Here is a 20932-nt window from a genome sequence, read left to right on the forward strand (position 1 = left end):
GGGTGGAGCAGCCCGGTAGCTCGTCAGGCTCATAACCTGAAGGCCGCAGGTTCAAATCCTGCCCCCGCAACCAACGCTATAGAACTCGATACGCCGCCCTCACGGGCGGCGTTCGCGTTTACGTGCCACCACACCAGCGACGCCACGCTCGCAACCGCCTCCCCCTTAGAGTGTTTTGTCATCGTAGCGGCTCATAGCCGGCGTGTCGCAGATAGTTTGCGCATTCGGCTGGCGGGAAGTCGTCGATGAGGCGGCCGATGCGGTTCCAAAGACCTTCGCGGGTTCGCTCGCCGGCACGGCGGAGCAGGGCTTTGAGCTTGGCGAAGACCTGTTCGATGGGGTTCAGGTCTGGGCTATAGAGCCTGCCCCGGCGGAGGCCGGGGGCGGCAGGAACATGAGCTTTGCGCCGACGGCCTCGACCAGGGCGGCCGCCTCGCTGCCCTTGTGGCTGGAAAGATTGTCGAGAATGACCACGTCGCCGGGTGCCAGTTCGGGCAGGAGGTACTGGCGGATATACTGGGTGAAGATAGCGCGGTTCATCGGCTGGTCGATGACGAAGGGCGCCACGATGCCGTCGCGTGTCAGCCCGGCAAGGAAGGTCGTCACCTTCCAGTGTCCGGCAGGCGCATAGCCGCGCACTGGCCGCGCGGTGCTCGTCCGTAGCGACGCACCATGTTGGTGGTGACCCCGGTCTCATCCAGGAAGATCAGGCGGCGGGCGGCCAGCAGCGGTTGCAGGAGGCGCCAGGCTTCAGGGCGCTCGACCACGTCAGGCCGCAGTTGCTCGGCGGCATGAACGTTTTTTGAAGCTGATGCTGCGGCATGTGAAGAACCGGCTCAGCATGCCGGCGTCCGCCGTCACGCCATGCTCGGCCAGTAGCCGCGCGCCGACCTGCGCCAGCGTCAGGTCGTTCTCCACCGCGATCAGCGCCAGCAGCCACCCCTCGTGCGCCGGAAGCCGAGACCGTCGATCACCGCCTTGCCGCCGCGGCGTCCGGCGACCCGCACTTGCCGCCGCCGGCCAGCGCACCGCTGTCGCTTCCTCGATCCGATAGCGGCGAGCCGCCGCTCGTCGCGACAAACCCTCTTCCAGCACCGATGCGATCAGGCGATCCCGCAAATCCTGCGAATAGGCTCTCGTCATCCCAGCCACCCTCCATCCGGCCAGCAGCTTGAATCAGAACTTGCTTCGCTTGTGAATCCCTTCGATCTCAAACCGCTCTAAGACGTCGAAACGCGATAAAATGGCCAGTTGCGCTCAATGACGCTCGAGAGGCGCGCGATATTCCGGTCCGTCGCCCCCCCAATCCCGAAGAGCAGGCCGCTGTTCGGCGTAGCCGCATGGAAGGGCGAAAGCGGCATCGCGCCGATCCCTCGATCCTGAAGCGCATGGGCGACCTGGCGATCGTCGATACGCTGGTCGCGGAACCAGACGGGCAGTTGCAGCCCGCCCGCGGCCGGCTCGACACAGAGCATATCTCCGGCGACGGTGGCTAACGCATCGCAAAGCGCCGTCATCCGTTCGGCATAGACGCGCTGCATCGTCCGGACGTGCGCGCGGAGATGTCCGGCGTTCAGGAAATCGGCCATCGCCGCTTGGACATGGATCGGCACAGACCCGCCCTCGCGCCGCAGGATAGGTCGTACCATTGCAAGCAGCCACGCCGGCAGGACGGCATAGGCCACGCGCAGGCCGGGCGCGAGCACCTTGGAAAAGGTGCCGACATAGGCCACGCGATCCGCGCGATCGATCCCCTGCAAGGCGGCCAGCGGGCGCGACGCATAGTGGAACTCGCTGTCATAATCATCCTCGATGACGACAGCATCGTGCGCAGCGGCGACGTGCAGAAGGGCGATGCGGCGCGTCAGGCTCATCGCCACGCCGGTCGGATATTGGTGTGACGGCGTGACGTAGATGATCGACGGTGCCGGATCGTCATGCCCGATAGTCATGCCCTCCGCATCGCAGGGACGCGGCACGATGGCGGCGCCTGCCGCGGCAAAGATGTCGTGGGCGGTGCGATATCCCGGTTCTTCCAGCCAGACGGTCCGGCCGGGAGCTGGCAGCAGCACCCGCGCGAGCAGCGCCAGGATGGCCGCGGTCGACGACATGATGATGACCTGCTCGGGGTCGGCCAGCACGGCCCGCGCCCGCGTGACATGATCGACGATTGCCTGCCGCAGCGCCGGCAGACCGTTCTCATCGCGGTAGCCGAGGTCATGGATATGCAGATGGCGTGCGCGGGCGCTGAGGCAGCGGGACCAGACCTCGTGCGGGAAACTGTCGAGATCGGGCAGGCCCGGCCGGAACGGGAGGAACCGTTCCGGCTCCGGTTCCGGCGGTGATAATCGCGGCAGCGGCGCTGCACGTGCACCGTCGGGAGCCGGCGGCAGGTCGGCCACCCGCATCGCCGACCCCACCCGCCCGCTCACGAAGCCCTCGGCACGCAGCAGCTCATAGCCCGCCACGACCGTCGATCGCGCCACCCCCAGCATCGCCGCCAGCGCGCGAGAGGACGGCAGGCGCTCGCCTGCCACGAGCTGCCCCGCCAAAACCCGGTCGCGGATGGCGTTATGGATCTGTCGTTCGAGATACCCGGCGCGGCGATCGATCAGGATCCAGGTGGCAGGATGTGTGGCGGCCATGTCCCTTTCAACTGGACTGCCGATCTTTGCGCAAGTGGCATTATGCAGCAATCCGCTTTCCTGACATGGCGGCCCCGCAACAGGCAAGGGGGCCACATGACACCGACCGATCATTCATCCGACAAGGACGCCTATCCGATCACCGAACGCAGCCGGGTGCGGCGCGGGCATCGCCGCGCGGACTATGGCGCCGGCACGGTCCATGCGGTGCTTGACGCCGCGCCGCTTTGCCATGTCGGCTATGTCATCGATGGCGAGCCCTATGTCACGCCGACCATCCACTGGCGCGAGGGGGAGCGGATCTATTGGCACGGCTCGGCGGCCAGCCGCTTCCTACGTCAGGCCGAGGGACAGCGCGTCTGCCTGACCGTCAGCCATATGGACGGCTATGTGCTGGCCCGCTCGGCCTTCAATCATTCGGTCAACTATCGCTCGGCGATGGTCTTTGGCATCGCGCGGGTCGTCGAGGAACCCGACGCGATCGCCGACGCGCTGCGGCGGTTCACCGACGGCTTGTTCCCTGGTCGCTGGGAGACATTGCGGCCGATGACCACGCAGGAACTGAAGGCAACCAGTGTCCTGTACCTCGATATTGAGGAAGCCAGCGTGAAGGCACGGGCCGAGCCGCCCAGCGACGGAGACGAGGCAGCGCACCCGGTCTGGGCCGGGGTGCTGCCGATCCGCAGCGCCTTCGCCGCACCCGAACCCGCCCCCGAACTGGGCGGGGATATCGCTTTCCCCGCGGGCCTGTCCGCCCTGCTCGCATCGGGGCGGCTGCGGTGACCGCCGGTCCCAGGCCGGATCGGACCGACGACCTGCCGCTCGGTGCCGTCGTCACCGGTGCGGCTCCGCCATTGCCGGGGTTCGATATCCATGCCGGTCGCGCCGTGACGCTCGAACCGCTCGGGATGTCGCACGCGGCCGATCTCTGGCGTGTCGCGCAAGGCGCGGATCGCTCTTTCACCTATCTGCGCTATGGGCCGTTCGCGACGGAGGAGGCGTTCGCCGCGCATGTCGCGGGATTGTCCGGGATCGGCCGGCAACCCTTCTTTGCCGTGATACCTCGAACCAGTGGAACCGCCGCAGGCTGGGCCTCCTTCTGCGACATCGCGCCGGACGATGCGGCGATCGAGATCGGCAGCATCTGGTTCTCACCCGCCCTGCAACGCACCCGCGCCGCGACCGAGGCGATATTCCTGATGATGAACCATGCCTTCGCGCTTGGCTATCACCGGGTTGTCTGGCGCTGCAACGCCCTGAACGCCGCTTCCGCCCGCGCTGCCAGCCGCTTCGGTTTTACCCATGAAGGGACTTGGCGATGCGACGGGATCGTGAAGGGCCGTCGTTGTGATACCGCCTGGTTCTCCTTCCTGGCACCTGAGTGGCCCGCACAGCGTGATCGTTTAACGGCCTGGCTGTCACTCGCAGAATGGCGGGTGCTCCGCCATGCTCACGTTGCCAAACTCGGCCTCGGCATATCCGAAGGCAGCGCCGGCCGGGGCGAACGGTTCGCTACCGAACACGGTCGTTAGCCGATACAGAGCAACGGCGCCGGTTTCAGTTTGGCAGCCGCGGACTGGCGGGACGCTGCGATTCGCAGCAGGGCTAGCCCGACATAGTGCCCGCCGCGCTTACTTTACCGTGAAGCGATAATGCAGAGCCTTGTCGGGGCGCGTCTGCCCAGGGCCGACATAGCCAAGCTCGAGCGAGGCTGCGCCGGCATGCCCCGGCGGGACGTGGATCACCGTAATCTCCGGCGCACCGACGACGCCCGCGGGGGTCTTGGGCTCGGGAACAGTTTCAATAGGCTGCTTCACCGTGACGTTCTACACACGCAACACGTTCCATGCATAGCCAGTGCTCGGATTGCCCGGGAGGTGGATCGTCACGGGACGGGAGGGCAGATCGCGAATATGGCCGGCATCAATTTCCGACAAGACGGTCACGGCCGCATTGCTCCGTCCAACATGAGCATGGCCTTCGCCCTGTCCCCTCTCATGGACAGTTGCGCGCTTGGCAAACGCGACGGGTTTCGTGACACTGCCCGTATCTCCTGTCTTCGCCTCGGCCCGCTCGCTCACAGTTTGCGGTGGTACCACATCTGAGGAATGATCATTCGCCTTTGCAGCGATGACACTTGCTGAAGCCAATCCAACTGTGATTGGCGCAAGGCGAACCAAAACCGTGAAATGACGCACGACAAACCTCCTCTTCCAAAGCAGGGGTTGGCCTACATTGCGGAGGATGAACGGCATGCAACTGACGGATCATACCTTCCTTATCGCTTCCATCGCCGGCACCTTTGCGATCATAAATATTTGATATGTAAAGGTAAATGGAGCGGCTGACACATTCTATTGGGATGGCCGAATGGGAACGATCTGGTGTTCCCGAAACCGGTCAGGCATCCCGTTTTGGGAATTGCGTCGGTTATAGGTCGCGTCTCAACGCATGAAAAATTCGACCGGCACGATCAACTCGATCGTATCGCCCCTGACCTCATCGGGAGGCTTGGGGAGAGGTTCTGCACGCTTGGGCAAGCTTATCGCCTCGACATCAAGCGACCGAATGCCAGATGGACGCTCCAGGCGTGAAGATACCACCCTGCCGTTGCGGTCCATGACGAAGCGAATATAGGGTGTGCCTTGCTGGTGGTGAACGCTCGCATCCCGTGGGTAACGGCGGACCTTGTTGAGTGCGGCCAGCACCTGTCCCTGCCAAGTTGGCGCAGCATTGGACGGCTGTGGGGCCGGCGGTACCGGCTTGGCCTCGGAGACGGACGCTTTCTTCACCGGGGGAGCGGGTTCAAGCGCCGGTTGCGCCTCGAGGGGCGGGATCGCATTCGCGACCGGCATCCGCAGTGGCGACTGCTCGACCATGGGGCGTTCGGCTTGCGGTGGACGGCGTTCGTTGCGCTCCCGCCGGCGGGCCGGCGTCATCTCACGTGCCGGTTCGGGTGGGGCGGCGGGTGGCGCCACCTCGAACACCGCCAGCGCCGGAGCTGGAGCTGGCGGTGCCGCGTGGTAGGTCGTCCATGTAAACAGCGCGCCACTCACCACCATCAGAGCGATGGTCGCCACACTGCCGACTCCGAACAGCCTCGAGCGCCAGCTCGCAGGCCGTTCTGAATATCGGCATGTCTTGCCGCGATCATGGGATGGGTAGAGCGTCACCGGCTTCGTGTCGTCACCAGTGATAGCGAAGGCTTGCTGTCAGCAGGCGCGCCTTACCGTAATAGCAGTTGTTGATATTGCTACATCCGGACACGTATTTACGGTCGAAGAGATTTTCCGCAACGACGCTGAAATCGGCACCCGCGAGATGGAGTGGCGACTGATATAGGTCGTAGGTCAGGGATCCGTCAAAAACCGTATAGGACGGATATTTGAACGTGTTCATATCGTCTCCATACCCGCTGCCGGAGTAACGGACGCCGACACCTGCCGATATACCGAACAGATTCATGGATGAGAGGTCGTATTTCGCCCATAATGCAGCCTGCCACGGCGGCATGAACCGTACCTTGTTGCCTTCCGTGCCATCGGTCGCCTTGGAGTAGACGGAGTTCGTGTAGGACGCTGATGCGATGATATCGAGGCGCTTGCGTAAAGCGAGTTTGCCTTCGAACTCAATTCCCTGAACATGTATCTCTCCCCTCTGAGTCGGCAAATAGGTGAAGAAATCATATGTCGGGACGTTCTGTTGCCGGAGGTCGTAGATCGACATCGTGACCAGCGCGTCGATCGTCTTCGGCTGGAACTTCACGCCAGCCTCATATTGCTTGCCGGTCGTTGGCTTGAACGGACGGCTTTCACCATCAAAGCCGGCGTAGGGCATGAAAGACGTGGCGTAGCTGAAATACGGTGCCAACCCGTTATCGGCGATGTAGGTCATGCCGACCCGACCCGTGAACGCCCGGTCCTTGTTCGTCGTCCGGATGCCGGTGAGCAGATCGTCATTGTCTGTCGCAGCCCAATCCTGGCGACCACCAAGCGTCAGCACCACCGGACCCAGCCGCATACGATCCTGGACATACAGTCCGATCTGTTCGACCTGATTGTCCCAGCGCGCACCCAACCGAGGTTCGTTATAGCTGCCGTAGACGGGGCGAAACGGATTTAGCGTCGTATTACCAAAGCCATAGCGTCCCGTGTAATCATTGTCGAACCAGCGGTAATCGACACCGACGAGCGTTTCATGACTGATCGCGCCGGTCGTGAAATGGGCCTCGATCTTGGTGTCGGCGCCAAATACCGTGTTATTCGACGCATAGTCCGTGGCGTTGCGACGCATCTGCGTATAGTCGGGAGTATTGTCAGCGGCGGTGACATACCCGTTGGCAAAGAAGGTCCGATATCGATCGTCGACCCCCAGATAGAGACCGTTTGCCCGGATGGTCACAGCGTCGTTGAAGCGGTGCATCGCTTCATACCCAATCGCCCACTGATCCCGGCGATAATCATTATAGCCTGGTTCCCCGCTGAACAGCGAGCGGCTGATGCGCCCGTACGATCCGGCGGGGACCACCGTGCCGATATAAGGCAGGGGCTGGTAGTCCGGACGACCCCGATCTCTTTGGTAATGACCGATCAGCGTCAGGTTCGTATCCTCATCCGGCTGCCAGGCGAGGGACGGAGCGATCAGCAACCGACGTTCTTGAACGTGATCGACGATCGTGCCGGTTGTGGAAGCGACGCCGGTGACCCGGCCGAAAAGACCGGCACCGGTATCCAGCGGACCACTCAGGTCGAACGCCCCATAGGCCTGGCCCCGGTTGCTGGTGCGTGCGACGACCTCTCCGATCGCCTCCGGGGTAGGCCGCTTGGTCGTCATGTTGACGATGCCCCCAGGATAGTTCTGCCCGTAAAGGACCGAGGTGGGGCCCTTCAGGACTTCCACCTTCTCAAGCAGATATGGGTCGATCTGAGGCGACCCGCCCAGATCGCCGATATAGGGCAGGTAGATGCCGTTGAGGTAGAGCGGCGTGGGCGCAAAGCCCCTGACCTCGACATTGTCGAACGAACGGATGCTGCCGCTGCTGCCGCCGACATGCACCCCCGCGCTGTAGCGGACGGCATCCTTGACGCTCTCGGAAGCGCGGTCGCGAATTTCGGTTGCGGTAATGACGCTGATCGACTGCGGCGTCTCGATCAATGGTGCGTCGGTCTTGGTGCTCGTCGCCGAGCGGGTTGCGACCACGCTGTCAGGCACGCGGCTTGCGGTCTCGTCAAAGATGACGCCACTGGTGCCATCGCTGCCTTCGACTCGCACGGGACCAAGCTGGATCGCTCCGGCCGCGGCCTGCGGAGCGCGTTCGAGGGTGGCCGTATTGGCGCCCGTGAAGCGGTAGGTCAGACCTGTTCCCGTCAGCAGGCGCGACAGCGCTTCAGCCGCACTGAACGACCCCGTGACGGTCGAGGTCGTGACACGCTCCCCGATCTCGCTGGGAAAGCCGACCTGGACGCCGGATTGGCGCATATAGTCGCGAAGCGCGCTTCTCAATGGTTGTGCCGGAATGTCGTAGGACCGCATGATCTGACTCGATCCGGACTGCGCCTGCGCAGGCAGAGCGCCACCTGCAAGCGATACGAGCAATGTGCCCGACGCCATGAGCAACAGCCGAGACGCGCTGGTACGGCGGCCAACGAATTTATGCTTCATCATATCTTCCCACGCCCAGGCACGGAATGACCGCGCCCCCTGTATGAGAGTGCGCCGCAATAGCGATGCCTCTCTTATCTGACGCTGGCGAACCGGGCGTTCCTAACACCCCTGCAAATTATTTCTGGTCTGATGGCCGCAGCACGGCGATGCCGCCAAGACGGGAGACGGAAAGACCGTTCATCCCGGCAATGGCATCGATGGCCTCTTCCGGCCGGTCGACGCGGAAGGCGCCGCTGATGGGCCGGGGGGAAGATGGCTGCCCCAGGATGAATACGGGGCCGGACCGATAGCGACCGATCGTGGCGATGGCGCTGCGCACATCGGCCCGATCGAACAGGATTTCGCCCTGCCGCCACGCCGCGATCATATCGGGGGCAGCCTTAGCCATTCTGACGGGGGACGCTCCTTGGGTGTAGCGAGCACGTTCGGATGCATTCAACGCCATGCCATTGGCTGCGCCCGGCGCACTGACTTGGACGCGGCCTTGTGTCACGGCAACCGAAACGGCGGTGGCCTCGCGCCGGACCTCGAAGGCCGTGCCGACATCCTGCGTCTCGCCGCCTAATGCTGCGACCCGAAACGGACGCCGATCGCCATGCGCGACTTCGAACCAGGCGGCGCCGCGCAACAGTTCTATCCGGCGTTCGTTTTGGTCGTAGGAGATGGCGATCGCGGTGCCGGCGTCGAGCATCGCCCGACTTCCGTCTGCAAGCATGAGGCTCTCTACGGTCGTGCCGGTGCGGTGATCGGCGCGCAACATGATCGACAGATCGTCTCCGAAGACAAGTCCCACCAGGGCCATAGCGGCCGCGCCGGTGATCGCTATGCGACGGAAGCGACGTCGCAAGGACACTGGCCAGCGAGAGCCCACAGGGTGGTTTGCCGGGGGTAGGGCCCTGCCATTCGAACTGCTTCCCACAGCGCGCCAGATCGCACGGACTTCCTCGAACGCACGGTTGTGAAGGGAGTCGGCAGAGCGCCACGCCTTGAATCGCTCAAGCTCGTCGGGCTGCATATCGCCCGACGCCATGCGGGCGATCCATCGGCTTGCCTCGTCAGCTGCCCTTTCTTCTCGATCGCGCGCGCTTCCAGTCATGTCGCATCCTGACCGCCGGCCTTGCATGGCCTGCTATAAGGTTGGACGCTCAGAGAAAGGCTGTTCCCAACAGAGCGGTCGATAAATAGGATCATTCTGCCCTTCGCACGTCGGAAAGGATGCCAAGTGCGCGGCGGATGTGGCGCTCCACGACCGTGGTGGAAATACCATAGCGCGTGGCGATCTCACGCTGCGTCACGCCATGGACGCGGTTCAGTCGGAAAATTCCGCGTGTCGGCTCCGGAAGCGTCTCGACGGCCGCATCGATGCGTGTGACGAGGTCGCGGTTCAGGACGATGCGGTCCTGGGCGGGCCGATCGTCCTCGACCCAAAGGAGATGTTCGATCTCTTCCTGTGTATCCTCCATCCGACGTGACGAGGCGCGAAGCTCATCGGTCGCCGCGTTGACCGCCAGGCGACGCAGATAAGCGCGTGGATTGTCGATCGGCGGATCGTCGCGCACGGTCTGAACCTTGAACCACAGCCCCTGGGTGACATCCTCGGCCGCCGCCCTGTCCCGCACGATCCGCTCCACGACGCGCAGCCAGGTCGAGCGTTCGCTCAACAGCAGGCGCGAGAGAGCAAGGGCGTTGGTCGGCATTGAACGATGCATAGCGCAAAATGCGAATCAATCGCAATACTGTGCCCTGCGAGCGCCTTCACCATTGGGATGCTATTTTGAAGAAGATTTGGCCTGCATATAGGCTATGGTGCCGACATGATACTGGACCTTCCTGTGGGGCGGGCGCTGCATCGGTTCCGCCGTCTTAACGGCATCAAGCAGGGCCATGTCGCAGAATTGTTCAGTGTATCGCAGGGCACCGTATCGCGATGGGAAAGCGGCACCCACGAGCCTGAGATCCACCACCGTGAGCGGATATTCGCGATGATCGCAGCCCAGGCGAACAATGACGCCGACGCTGCCTTGCGGCGGCTGGTTTGTAGTTCGACAATGGCCGTGCATCTCGTATGCGACGCAACACATAGACTGCTGGCGGCGTCGCCGTCCCGGGTAGCGGGCTGGGCCTCGCGTGCGGACGACTTCATTGGAAGATCATTGTGGCCGTTCGCCAGTCCGGAGATCGTGGCGGCCGAGGCCGGGCTTCGCGATCGGGGTTGGTTCGAACAGCCCGGTCAGCGGCTTCGCTTCCATACCGGCTCCAATGACAGCAACGTCGTCGTGGTGCGCGCCAGCTTGATGCAGTGGGAGACGGTGCCGTTGGCGGATGGTCGCATCGGCCGTCTCACCACCACGATCGAGTGACGCATATCTTTTTCGTGGGCGGGCGTTGCGACAATCCGTAATTGAGCGGCATGCAAGGACGTTGGCCCACCATCATTTTCCTCTGGCTGGTCGGCGTTCTCGCCGCAGCTCAACTCGCAAAGTTTTCGACAATCGCTCCGTTGCTGCAGGATCGCTTTGATCTGTCGCTTCCCGCCACCGGGCTTTTGATCTCGCTGCTGGAAGTCGGCGGTGGCCTGCTGGGCTTCGTGGCCGGATTGGCGCTTGGCTGGATCAGTTGCCGTCGATCGCTCCTGGCAGGTGTGACGATATTGGCCGCGGCGAGCGTGTTGGAGGCATTAGCCCCGACGCGTACCATGCTGTTCGGGGCACGTGCTGTGGAGGGGATAGGATACCTACTCACCGTCATCGCTGCGCCAACCACCATTGCCGCAATCGCGAGTGATCGCGATCGCGCCCGTGCGTTGGCCTTGTGGAGTAGCTTCGTACCAGTGGGGATTGCGGTCGGCAGCGGCGTCACCAGCCTGGCCGTTGCGCCGCTTGGCGCCCAAGGCATCATCGTGCTTTGGGCGGGCCTTTTGGCGATGACGATCCTCCCGATCCTCCGTCTTGACCTGTCGACGGATGACAATAGTCGACGCCGTATCGTGCTGCCGGCTCCGGCGGCATGGGTATCGACCTTCGCCTTCGGCATCTACACGCTTTTCCTCTGCGCGCTGACCATGCTGCTCCCGACGTTTCTCAGAGCAGAACGGGCAGCGGCGCTGGACGAGGCGGGCTTGGTCGCATCGATCGCATCGCTGTCCGCACTGCCTGCGTCCGGCCTCGCGATCCTGCTGATCCGCCGGGGGCGGCTGTCGACGGGACGCCTGCTCATGATTGCGACGCCATCTCTTATGGGCACAGCTCTTCTCGTGCCGCTCGCCCTCAACCGTTCAAGCGAACTGCCGACGACCAGCGTTCTCATTGTGGGAGCCGTCTTGCTGAGCGGCCTCGTATCTCCTCTCATGTTTGCGCGATTGCCGGTCCTGGCAGGCGCTGAAAGCCCGCATGACCCGCGCATCGCCAGTGCCAATGGTTTGCTGACCCAATTCGGCGCCGGTGGTGCCTTGATTGGCCCGCCGCTAGGCGGTCTGATCGCGGATGAATGGGGGTGGGCGGCCCTCGGCGGGATGATCGCCGGGTTGGCGCTGTTGATGCTCACCGGCGTGGCCCTATCGGAATGGATCGCCGCTCAATCACGCCCGACCGCTGTATGATCCACCGATCAACGACCCGTTTGGGAGGGGCGAGCGGGAAAGGTTCGGCATTCCTGAAAACCGTCTGGCATGACGTTTCGGGAAGACGCTACTCGCGCGTTGGGGCTCATCGCAGGAAGAACGCGACCGGCACGACCAGTTCGATCGTGTCGCCGATGATGTCCTCAGGCGGTTTGGGAAGCGGCTGCGCGCGCTTCGGAAGGTCCATCGCCTCGCTGTCGAGGGATCGGATGCCGGAGGAGCGTTCGAGGCGCGAAGACAGCACCTTGCCAGTGCGATCCATGACGAAGCGGATATAGGGTACGCCCTGCTCGTGGCGGAAGCTGGCCTCGCGCGGATAACGGCGCACCTTGTTGAGCGCCGCCAGTACCTGGCCTTGCCAGCTAGGAACGATGTTCGAGGGCTGCGGGGCGGGCGGCACCGGCTTGGCATCGGGAGCCGTCGTCTCCTTTACCGGCGGGCCGGGATCAGGCACCGGCTTGACGGTGACGGACGCGGCCGGATTCGTCGAAGGCATTCGTAGCAATGGCGGCTCGGCCACAGGCTGTTCCACTATCGGCTTTTCACGCTCCTTGCGCTCCTTCTCGGGGCCCGGCTTCACCTCTCGTCGTGGCGCAGGTGGGGCCGCAGGCGGCGCCACGTCGAACACCGCCAGCGCAGGTGTCGGTGGCGCCGGTCGATAGGTCGTCCAGGTGAACAGCGCTCCGCCCAGCAGAACAAGCGCGACGAATGTCACGCCCCCAGTACCGAAAAGCCGGGAGCGGATGTTCATGGGCCGATCCGAGTAGCGCTGCGGATATGACGACGCAGCCCCGGCGGCCTCGACCGCCGGAGGTTCGGTCATCGCCGATTGCAGCCGGGTCCCTACGTTCAAGACATCAATCTCTAGAAGCGGCCGCGCAGCGTCACCATCACGCTGCGTGGCTCTCCGAACCAGCCCTGTCCGTCGCTGTTGATGCCGACATAATAGCGCTTGTCGAAAAGGTTGTTGAGGTTGGCCTGTACCGAGAGGCGCTCGTTCAGGTCATATTTGGCGAACAGGTTGGCGAGAAGGTAGGGGGCTTCCCGAACGGTGTAGGACACGGTGGAATTGCCGGGGAAGATGTCGTTGACCTGGCGGCTCCCCGTCCATGTAACCCCGCCACCAAACGACAGGCCGTTCGGGCCATCGGACAGCCGATAGGAGGTGAAGCCGCGGAACAGGCTGTGCGCGATGTCCGGCACGACCCTTGCGCCGGTCGGGTCCTTCGCATCGTTGTAGGAATAGCCGAGCGTGACGTGCCAGCGCGGAGTGATGTCGCCCGCCAGCTCCGCCTCGATCCCTTTCGATACCACGCCATCGGTCGCGATATAGGCGGCGTAGATCGTGCCATCCACCAGCGCGCTCCCGTCCTGCTTGGCGACATTGTCCTGCTTCAGCCGAAACAGCGCGACGGAGGCGTTGAGGCGGTTGTCGAACCAGGCCCCCTTCACGCCGATTTCGTAGTTCTCGCCCTGAACCGGATCGAGGTAACGGCCGTTCCGGTCCTGGAAGTTCTGCGGATTGAAGATTTCCGTGTAGCTGGCATAGGCCGACACGTTCCCGGTGAGGTCTGCCACCAGGCCCGCATAGGGGATGACCTGAAGGTCGGGTTCGTAGCGGTAAGTCCGTGCGCGGTAATATTGATCGCGCTTCCAGTGGGTCAGGCGCGTGCCGGCGATCAGCGTCAGCCCGGACGCGAGACTGAAGCGCGACGACACATAGGCGCTGCGCTGCTTCGTGAGGTCGTTGTTCCGGAGCGTGACCGTGCCGAAGCTTGGCTCAGGGTATGAGCCGTCCCATTCACGAAGATCGCCGATCCCCTCGTTGCTGGCTGGCGTCGCGGCGCGCTGCGACAGCTTGAAGCGGCGATCGATGCCCTGGATGCCGAACGACAGCTCATGCTGGCGTCCGAAGAGGGTGAATGGGCCGGTGGCGTAAAGATCGAGCGCATCCTGTCGACGATAGCCGAAGTCGCTATAGGCAAAGAGGTCCAGCCCGCCCGCACCGATCGCAGAGGCGGACGGGTAGGCGCCATAGACGTACAGAAGCCGCGTATCGAACTTGCCCTTGTCGTTGGCGTATTTGCCGTGCGCGATCCAGCCACCGCCCAGATCGTGATCCACGTCGAGGTGGACGAAGCGGCTCGACGTGTCCCATCGCGCCCATCGCGGGGCGGTGGTCTGCGATCGGCTCCAACGCGCTTTCGTGCCGTCCTCGAACAGCAGCGGTACGCCGGCCCATGCGCTGCCCTTCGGATTGTTCTCCTGGTAGCTGACTGAAATGGCTGCCGTCGTGCGCGCACCAAGATCGGCCTCGACCGTGCCGTAGATCGCCACCTTCTCGTTCTTGTAGAGATCGGTAAAGGATTCCCGGTTCTGATAGGCGCCCGCGACGCGAGCACGCAGCCCCCCGCCAGCCGTCAGGGGAGCGGCTAGGTCGAACGTACCGCGATAGTTGTTCCATGATCCCGCCGCCGCAGTGAAGCTGCCGGCAAATACCCGGCTGTCGGCACGCTTGCGCACGAGGTTCACCGCGGCCGATGGTTCACCAGGGCCGCTCAGAAGGCCGGTCGCACCGCGGACCACCTCGACGCGATCGATCCAGATCGTGTCCGACAGCGCCTCGCCTGCCTGGGTGATGTTGTCCATGATCGTCGGAATGCCGTCGAACTGGAAGCTGTTGACGATGAAGCCGCGCGAATAGAACCATGTCCGGTCGGTTAGGCCGTTCATGACGCTAAGGCCGGTGACGGTCGACAGCACGTCCGTGACGGACAACAGGTTCTGATCGCGGATGGCCTGTTCGGTGACGACGGATACCGACTGGGGCGTCTCGCGTGGCGTCAGGTTGAGGCGGGTCGCCGTCGTGACGATCGGCGTCGCGTAGGATCGCTCGCCCTCGCTCTTGCCCGGATCGGTCGCGGGACCGCGATCGGTGATGCCGATCGTATCGCCTTGTCCCTCCACCTGCACGGGGCCAAGTTGGATGGCATTTCCGGCAGCTTGTGGTGCTGGCGAAAGGGCGACCGAGTTTGCCGTCAGGTAGCGGAAGGTCAGGCCGGTGCCGCCGAGAAGTTGGCTGAGCGCAGCGGCCGACGCCAGGCGACCACGCACCGCAGTCGTCCTGATGCCGGCACCGTCATTGCTGGAATAGGTCACCTGAATGCCCGACTGCTGCATGAAGAGGCGCACGGCCTCGTTGAGCGGCAAGGCGGGAATATCGAAGCTGCGCTCGGACGACGCTTGAGCTGCGACCGGCGTGGCAAGGATAGCGGTGGACGCCGTGGCGGCGAGAAGAAGGCTGAAGCGCGACGGCAGCAGAAACATATATCCCCCAAGCAAGAACGTCGCCCCGTGCGACACCTGCCCCTGCGACGCATTATCATCGGTGGGGCATGGATGAGACTGGTGCTGGCCCGACTTACCCAACCCATGCCGATGGAATTTTTTCAGTAGAGGATCATCGCACCCGGCAGGTGTGCGACGTTCACGCCGGCGTTCGTCGCCATCGCAATCACAGCCTCGTCGGCTTGCGCGATCTTGAACGCGCCGCTGACGTGCGGCTTGGCGGACAGGTCTGCCCACACCAGCGTCAATCCGGGCCGATAGTGTCCGGCGAGCGCGATAGCCTGATTGAGCGGCATATCGTCGATCAAAAGCTCGCCATGCCGCCACGCGGCGATCCGGCCGGGCAGGACGGCAGGCAAGGACGACACGATGCCACCTGCCAAATCGGCCCGCTGTCCCGCCGTCAGCGTCACCGCAGACGGTTCGTCGTTGCCCAAGAGCCGGACCGCGCCCTGGGACACGGCAACCTGCGTAGTGTGTCCTTCCGTGACCTCGAACGCGGTACCGACATCCTCGATCACGCCGCTGCCGGCGGCTACCCGAAAGGGGCGGGCATCATCATGCGCGACGTCGAACCAGACACGACCGCGCAGCAAGTCGATCCGGCGCTCGGTATTGCTATAGTGGACGGCGATGGCGGAGTTCGCGTCGAGCATCGCCGTGGAGCGATCCGACAGGCGCACGCTCCGTACCTCTCCGCGATCGGTCACATGGTCCGCTTGCAGGCGGACCAAGATATCCGTCCCCGTCACGGCCAGCAGCAACGAGGCCGCAACGGCACCTGCGACGAAACGTCGCGACGGCCGGCGTAGTCGATGTGGCGCGCGTCCATGCGCCCTCGTCGCAGGAATCGCGCGCGGCGCGAACAGGGATCGGTGGGGCTCCAAGTCCTGCCAGAAGCCTCGCTCGCGTTCGAACGCGCGGGCGTGTTCGGGCCGCTCTCCAAGCCAGTCCTTCAAGGCTGCGATGTCGGCAGCATCGGCATCTCCCGAGGCCAACAGCCTTACCCATTCCCTCGCGCGCGCCAGGATTGCTCCGTCGATCAGCGGCACCGTCATGTGTGCGACAACCTTCCCCGTGCCGGCATCCGTACCGACATGTCTTTATGACTGCGCGTACCGCCACTTGCCCAACCCCGCCTGCGGCTACGCCGAGACTCAATCATCGGCATCGCGGCAGGCGGCAATCACCGTCATGGCCCGCCGCATATGTTTCTCGACCGCTGTGGTGGAAATGCCCAGCCGCTCAGCGACTTCCCTTTGGGTGAGATGGTCGTATCGATGCAGTTCGAAGACCCGCCGGGTTTGAGAGGACAGGCCATTGATGCCGGTCTTGATCCGCTTCAGCGTATCGCGCGCAAGGATCGTGCGATCTGCGGCCAGTGCATGATCGCTACCCCACAACAGCGCCTGTGCTTCCTCATGAACGCTCTGGAGCCGCGCCTCGCGCTTGCCGTGGTCGAGTGCCAGATTGGATGCCAGTCGGTACAGATACGCGCGCTTGTGCGTAATCGGCGGATCGTCCGCAACGCGCTGGACGCGAAGCCATAAGGACTGAGTGACGTCTTCGGCCGCCGGTCCTGCACCAACGATGCGGGCAACCCACCGCATCAGCGGCGCGCGATCCGCTAACAGCAAACGGGACAGGGCTTCGGCGTTCGTCGGCATTGCGGGCGGAGCTATAATGCATTCTGCGAATTGTTCGCAACAATTGTTGCTGGGTGATTTTTTGATTTGAGAACGGCCCGAGAGACGACGCGGGCGTTCTCGGAAATCGATCCCAATCGGGACGGTGGCCGGGCTTAGCGTACGATTTTGACCCTCCTTCCCCCGGACCCGATCTGCCAGCAGAAACGGGTCGTTCGTTCCGGTCCCCTCGCAGAGGCTGGATCAGATCGCAACGCTCAGATCTATGGGTTGTGACCGTAGGAAGACAAGCGCCCCGCTGCAGGACAGCGATGCGCTTGGTAAGATGACGGGCTGGTGCTTGCTCCAGAGCCGCGAAAATGGCCGGATGCCGGCAATCATGGACGGCGGCAAGGCGGGATACCTCACCTTCTAGGACGATGACTTCATCCACAGCGGAATGGTGACGTTTGCCTGAATTCGCCGTTCCTTGCCGCCATAGTCTTCCTGCATAAGGTCCGTGGTCAGCTTCAACTGCGCCGACAACTTGCCGAATGTGTAACCGATGATCGGACCTGCAGCGAATTGCGATTGCTTCTTGTACCCGGAAAATGGACGGGTGGTATCAGCAGATGCAAAGGCGATAGCACCCAATTCCAGCTTGTTGATCGATTTCGTCAGCGTAAGGTCAAGGTTCGTATATTGTGGTGCCGTCCGCCTGTTGTCCGATTGCAGAGGAATGCCATAGATGAGGTTGGCGGTGAAATGCGTCTTGCCGTTGAAATAGGTGACACCGGCGCGCGGTTCGATCGTCCAGAAGGACTTCGCCAGCTTGCCGCCTTGCTTGATCCAGCCACTGGCCCGGAGACCCGCGCCCCAATGATTGCCCAGATCCCACGTCGCCTGCGCCCCGACATAAGTATTGTAGAATCCCCTCGTATGCCTCCCGCCTTTCCTCGTCACATCGACGTACACCGGTGCTAGGACGGCGGAAATCTTCGCTTTCGCGATGACCAGAGACGACTGGTAAAAGAGGAAAGGTGTCCCAGCCTTGATCGTCGTCTCAGGCTCGGATTTGATGCCGCTGATCCAAGGAATTGCAATCAGGTACAGACCTTCCAGCGCGGGCGCATATAAAGGAATGCCCGTCGTAAAGCCGGGCTGGGTGACGGAATCTGCCTCCGCGGCCGTCGGTATGAGCATGGCCGCCAGGCCCCCTGTGGCGATACCCAGAAGACGGCATATGCCATATTTGTTCAAGACGATTCCCCTTTCACGGAACGCAGCCGTCCTACCCGGCGCACGACATGCGTCGTCCGGTTACCGCGCGAGCGGTCGGCCTGGCGTTTTGATCAGATGATGAGGACGCCCGATGCCGCTTACGACATCGGACATCCTTGAGCCCATATGTCTGCCGCTTCAGGATCAGTCGTAGTAATGGGGGCCCTGCTTGAACGCCGGCCAGGCATCGGGATCGTGACCTGTGACGACCGTGGCGCCGGCACGCTCTGCCACGGTGCGCAGCTTGCGGACCGAGCGAACCGTATCCACCGTCGACGCCAGAAAGCCAGGCAGTGCCTGCTCGTTCCAGTGGTCGAGCGTATAGGCGGCATCGATTGCCAGCAGCATGGGCGGCGAGTTTTTGAGCCGGACCAGGAAGGATTGATGGCCTGGCGAATGGCCCGGGCTGAACACAGTGGTCAGCGTGCCGTCAGCATAGATGTCGTAATAATCATCGACGTAGCGGCTCAGGAATTGCCAATTCAGGCCAGGACGATCGAAATCGGCGCGGATATAGCCACCGGCCGCGAACCAGTCGGGCGTGAAGGCATATTCATACTCGCTGCGCTGGACGATGTGTCGCGCGTTGGGGAACCGTCCGATCGCGCCGGTATGATCCAAGTGCAGATGCGATTGGACCACGTAGCGGACGTCAGCGGGATCATAGTCCAGTGCCTTGATCTGATCGACGCAGCCCTTGTCCTTGTCGAGAACAGGCCAGTATACGTCGCAAATACCACCCCAATAGCCCCGTGGATCGGTGGCGACCTCGATCGCGTTTCCGCCATCGATTATCGTATGTCCGTCTGGCTGAGCGATGAAGTAGAACGGGACGGGAATCTCGTAATCATCCCCAACCCCCTGATTCATCTTGATATTGTGCACCTTGCACTTAAGGCTGCCCGATTGAAGCATGTACAGTCTGATATCGGTCATGTCCTGTCCTCTCCGTTTATTTGGTTTGCAATCGATCAGAACGCTTCTCGGTACAGGGCCAGTGCGTCGGCTTCGGTCACCTCCACCGGATTGTTGACGAGCAGGCGGGTCTGTTTCATCGCGTCGGTCGCGAGCAGAGCAAGGCTGTTGTCCGTGACGCCAACATCGCGCAGTCGACGCGGCGCGCCGCTTTCGTCCATCAGCTCCTGCATCGCCTGGACGAAATCTGCCGACCTCTTGGCCGAATCGCCACTTCCGGGCACCCTCAGGACTTCGGCAAGCTCAGCGTAGAGTGGTGCCGCCTCTGCCTCATTGAACCGTAGCACCGGCCCCAGCATCAGGGCGTTGGAGAGGCCATGGGGAATATGGTAATGTCCGCCGAACGGATAGGCGAGCGCATGGACGGCCGCGACAGGCGAGTTCGAGAATGCTTGTCCGGCCAGCATCGCACCCAATAGCATCGCCTCACGGGCTTCGCGGTCCTTTCCATCCTCGCACGCGCGGATCAGGTTGCCGCCCAGCAGCCGAAGCGCTTCGCGCGCTAGTGCGTCGGACAACGGATTCTTCTTATGCCGGCTCGTATAGGCTTCGATCACATGAACCATGGCGTCGATGCCGGTCGCAGTGGTGTGCAGTTTCGGCAGACCGATCGTCAACTCGGCATCCAGCAACACATGATCGGCGTACAGCTGTGACGATACAACGCCCATCTTGGTGGTTTTACCGGTCGTGAGGATCGAGATATTGGTTACCTCCGATCCGGTGCCGGCGGTCGTGGGGATGAGCACCAGTGGCAACCGCTCGCCTTTGACATTGCCGATGCTGTAGATGTCCGACAGCGCCTGGTCCGATCGCAGCAGCACCGCTGCCAGCTTGGCGATGTCGAGCGACGATCCACCCCCGAGACCGATCACGATATCGACATCCGCAGCCTTGGCGCGATCGACGCAGTCCAAGAGGACGCTTTCAGGCGGATCGGCGACGACGTCGGTGAAGAGCAAGACCGAGAACCCGTTCGCTGTAAGGCTTGCTTCAACAGGGGAGATCAACCCGGTTTCGATCAAGCCCGCATCGGTCACCAGCAACGCGCGGCGTCCCGCGAAGCGGGCTGCAACATGCTCGCCCAGCTTCTGCGCGCCGCCCCATTCGACATGGATCGAAGGAACGGTTCTGAACTCGAACGGCTTCATAATTGTATCCTCTCCGTCGGGTGCGATCCACGCTTAGTTCAGCGCGGAACACCAATATTTAAGTTCAAGATATTCCTCGATGCCGTGCCGTGCCCCCTCGCGGCCAAGTCCCGACTGTTTGATCCCGCCAAAGGGCGAAACCTCATTGGAAATTGCGCCGGTGTTGTGTCCGACCATCCCGTATTCGAGTGCCTCGGCGACGCGCCACGACCGCTGCGCGCTGTTGGTGTAGAAGTAAGCGGCAAGGCCAAATTCGGTATCGTTGGCCATGGCGATGGCCTCGTCCTCAGTGTCGAAGCGGAATAGCGGCGCGACCGGCCCGAATATTTCTTCCCGCGCCAAGCGCATCGTCCTGTCGGCATTTGCCAGCACGGTGGGCTCGAAGAACAAACCTCCCAGCGCATGCCGTCTGCCGCCCCTCAGGATACGCCCCCCCTTCGCGACGGCATCGTCCAGGAGATCGCTGACCTTCTCGACCGCTGCTTCGTCGATCAGCGGTCCGATCAAGACGTCGGCATCAGTCCCGCGACCTACACCGGGTCTAGGTGTTTGATCCCGCAATGTGGTGGTACGTTTGACCATCATGCATGGCGGGAGGAGCAATGGCGCAGGTTCTACACGGAG

At 62.9% G+C, this 20932-nt stretch carries 19 protein-coding genes and 1 pseudogene; 4 read left to right on the forward strand and 16 right to left on the reverse strand.

What is annotated here, in order from left to right; all coding sequences use genetic code 11:
• Positions 1-178 precede the first annotated feature (178 nt).
• Positions 179-1143 (reverse strand): annotated as a pseudogene (locus ACFX59_RS17485) (IS630 family transposase).
• Positions 1144-1220: 77 nt separating this feature from the next.
• Entirely contained in the window at positions 1221-2645 is a 1425-nt protein-coding gene (locus ACFX59_RS17490; protein ID WP_387434206.1) for a PLP-dependent aminotransferase family protein, read from the reverse strand.
• A gap of 96 nt (positions 2646-2741) precedes the next feature.
• Here ACFX59_RS17490 and ACFX59_RS17495 point away from each other — a divergent pair, with 96 nt between their 5' ends.
• A complete protein-coding gene (locus ACFX59_RS17495; RefSeq protein ID WP_387434209.1) occupies positions 2742-3428 on the forward strand; it encodes a pyridoxamine 5'-phosphate oxidase family protein in 687 nt (228 codons plus the stop codon).
• A complete protein-coding gene (locus ACFX59_RS17500; RefSeq protein WP_387434212.1) occupies positions 3425-4177 on the forward strand; it encodes a GNAT family N-acetyltransferase in 753 nt (250 codons plus the stop codon). The genes ACFX59_RS17495 and ACFX59_RS17500 overlap by 4 nt, the downstream gene beginning before the upstream one ends.
• A 99-nt stretch (positions 4178-4276) precedes the next feature.
• On the opposite strand, the gene ACFX59_RS17505 is transcribed toward ACFX59_RS17500, so the two are convergent.
• The 6 genes from ACFX59_RS17505 to ACFX59_RS17530 all read right to left on the reverse strand — a co-directional run bounded on the left by ACFX59_RS17505 (position 4277) and on the right by ACFX59_RS17530 (position 10006).
• Positions 4277-4462 (reverse strand): hypothetical protein, encoded by a 186-nt coding sequence (locus ACFX59_RS17505; protein ID WP_387434214.1) that lies wholly within the window; start codon positions 4460-4462, stop codon positions 4277-4279.
• 9 nt (positions 4463-4471) lie between these two features.
• On the reverse strand, positions 4472-4843 hold the full coding sequence (locus tag ACFX59_RS17510; protein ID WP_387434216.1) for a hypothetical protein: 372 nt from the start codon (positions 4841-4843) through the stop codon (positions 4472-4474).
• A gap of 246 nt (positions 4844-5089) precedes the next feature.
• Positions 5090-5725, reverse strand: coding sequence for a TonB family protein (locus ACFX59_RS17515; protein WP_387434219.1), 636 nt, complete (start codon positions 5723-5725; stop codon positions 5090-5092).
• 106 nt (positions 5726-5831) lie between these two features.
• Positions 5832-8306 (reverse strand): TonB-dependent siderophore receptor, encoded by a 2475-nt coding sequence (locus ACFX59_RS17520; RefSeq protein WP_387434222.1) that lies wholly within the window; start codon positions 8304-8306, stop codon positions 5832-5834.
• Between the two features lie 118 nt (positions 8307-8424).
• Positions 8425-9432, reverse strand: coding sequence for a FecR family protein (locus tag ACFX59_RS17525; RefSeq protein WP_387434225.1), 1008 nt, complete (start codon positions 9430-9432; stop codon positions 8425-8427).
• A gap of 64 nt (positions 9433-9496) precedes the next feature.
• A complete protein-coding gene (locus ACFX59_RS17530) occupies positions 9497-10006 on the reverse strand; it encodes a sigma-70 family RNA polymerase sigma factor (protein ID WP_387434227.1) in 510 nt (169 codons plus the stop codon).
• Between the two features lie 117 nt (positions 10007-10123).
• Between ACFX59_RS17530 and ACFX59_RS17535 the strand changes: the two genes are divergently transcribed.
• Complete coding sequence (locus ACFX59_RS17535; RefSeq protein WP_387434229.1) at positions 10124-10669, forward strand: helix-turn-helix domain-containing protein; 546 nt, start codon at positions 10124-10126, stop codon at positions 10667-10669.
• A gap of 50 nt (positions 10670-10719) precedes the next feature.
• The gene (locus ACFX59_RS17540; RefSeq protein ID WP_387434231.1) at positions 10720-11907 is read left to right on the forward strand and encodes a CynX/NimT family MFS transporter; all 1188 of its coding nucleotides are present in this window, start codon (positions 10720-10722) and stop codon (positions 11905-11907) included.
• 106 nt (positions 11908-12013) lie between these two features.
• Here ACFX59_RS17540 and ACFX59_RS17545 read toward each other — a convergent pair whose 3' ends face one another.
• The 8 genes from ACFX59_RS17545 to ACFX59_RS17580 form a co-directional block, all read right to left on the reverse strand.
• The gene (locus tag ACFX59_RS17545; protein ID WP_387434233.1) at positions 12014-12679 is read right to left on the reverse strand and encodes a TonB family protein; all 666 of its coding nucleotides are present in this window, start codon (positions 12677-12679) and stop codon (positions 12014-12016) included.
• Between the two features lie 113 nt (positions 12680-12792).
• Positions 12793-15255 (reverse strand): TonB-dependent siderophore receptor, encoded by a 2463-nt coding sequence (locus ACFX59_RS17550; RefSeq protein WP_387434235.1) that lies wholly within the window; start codon positions 15253-15255, stop codon positions 12793-12795.
• 122 nt (positions 15256-15377) lie between these two features.
• The gene (locus ACFX59_RS17555; RefSeq protein WP_387434238.1) at positions 15378-16334 is read right to left on the reverse strand and encodes a FecR family protein; all 957 of its coding nucleotides are present in this window, start codon (positions 16332-16334) and stop codon (positions 15378-15380) included.
• A gap of 99 nt (positions 16335-16433) precedes the next feature.
• Complete coding sequence (locus ACFX59_RS17560; RefSeq protein ID WP_387434240.1) at positions 16434-16943, reverse strand: RNA polymerase sigma factor; 510 nt, start codon at positions 16941-16943, stop codon at positions 16434-16436.
• 390 nt (positions 16944-17333) lie between these two features.
• On the reverse strand, positions 17334-18161 hold the full coding sequence (locus ACFX59_RS17565) for a transporter (protein WP_387434243.1): 828 nt from the start codon (positions 18159-18161) through the stop codon (positions 17334-17336).
• Positions 18162-18326: 165 nt separating this feature from the next.
• Positions 18327-19118: an N-acyl homoserine lactonase AttM gene (attM, locus tag ACFX59_RS17570; protein ID WP_387434246.1), complete on the reverse strand. Its 792-nt coding sequence runs from the start codon at positions 19116-19118 to the stop codon at positions 18327-18329.
• Positions 19119-19153: 35 nt separating this feature from the next.
• A complete protein-coding gene (locus ACFX59_RS17575; RefSeq protein WP_387434248.1) occupies positions 19154-20308 on the reverse strand; it encodes an iron-containing alcohol dehydrogenase in 1155 nt (384 codons plus the stop codon).
• 33 nt (positions 20309-20341) lie between these two features.
• Positions 20342-20932, reverse strand: a 591-nt coding sequence (locus tag ACFX59_RS17580) for an aldehyde dehydrogenase family protein (protein WP_387434251.1), incomplete at its 5' end; no start/stop codon positions are given.

Source organism: Sphingomonas sp. NCPPB 2930 (assembly GCF_042867205.1).
Classification (GTDB): Bacteria; Pseudomonadota; Alphaproteobacteria; order Sphingomonadales; family Sphingomonadaceae; genus Sphingomonas.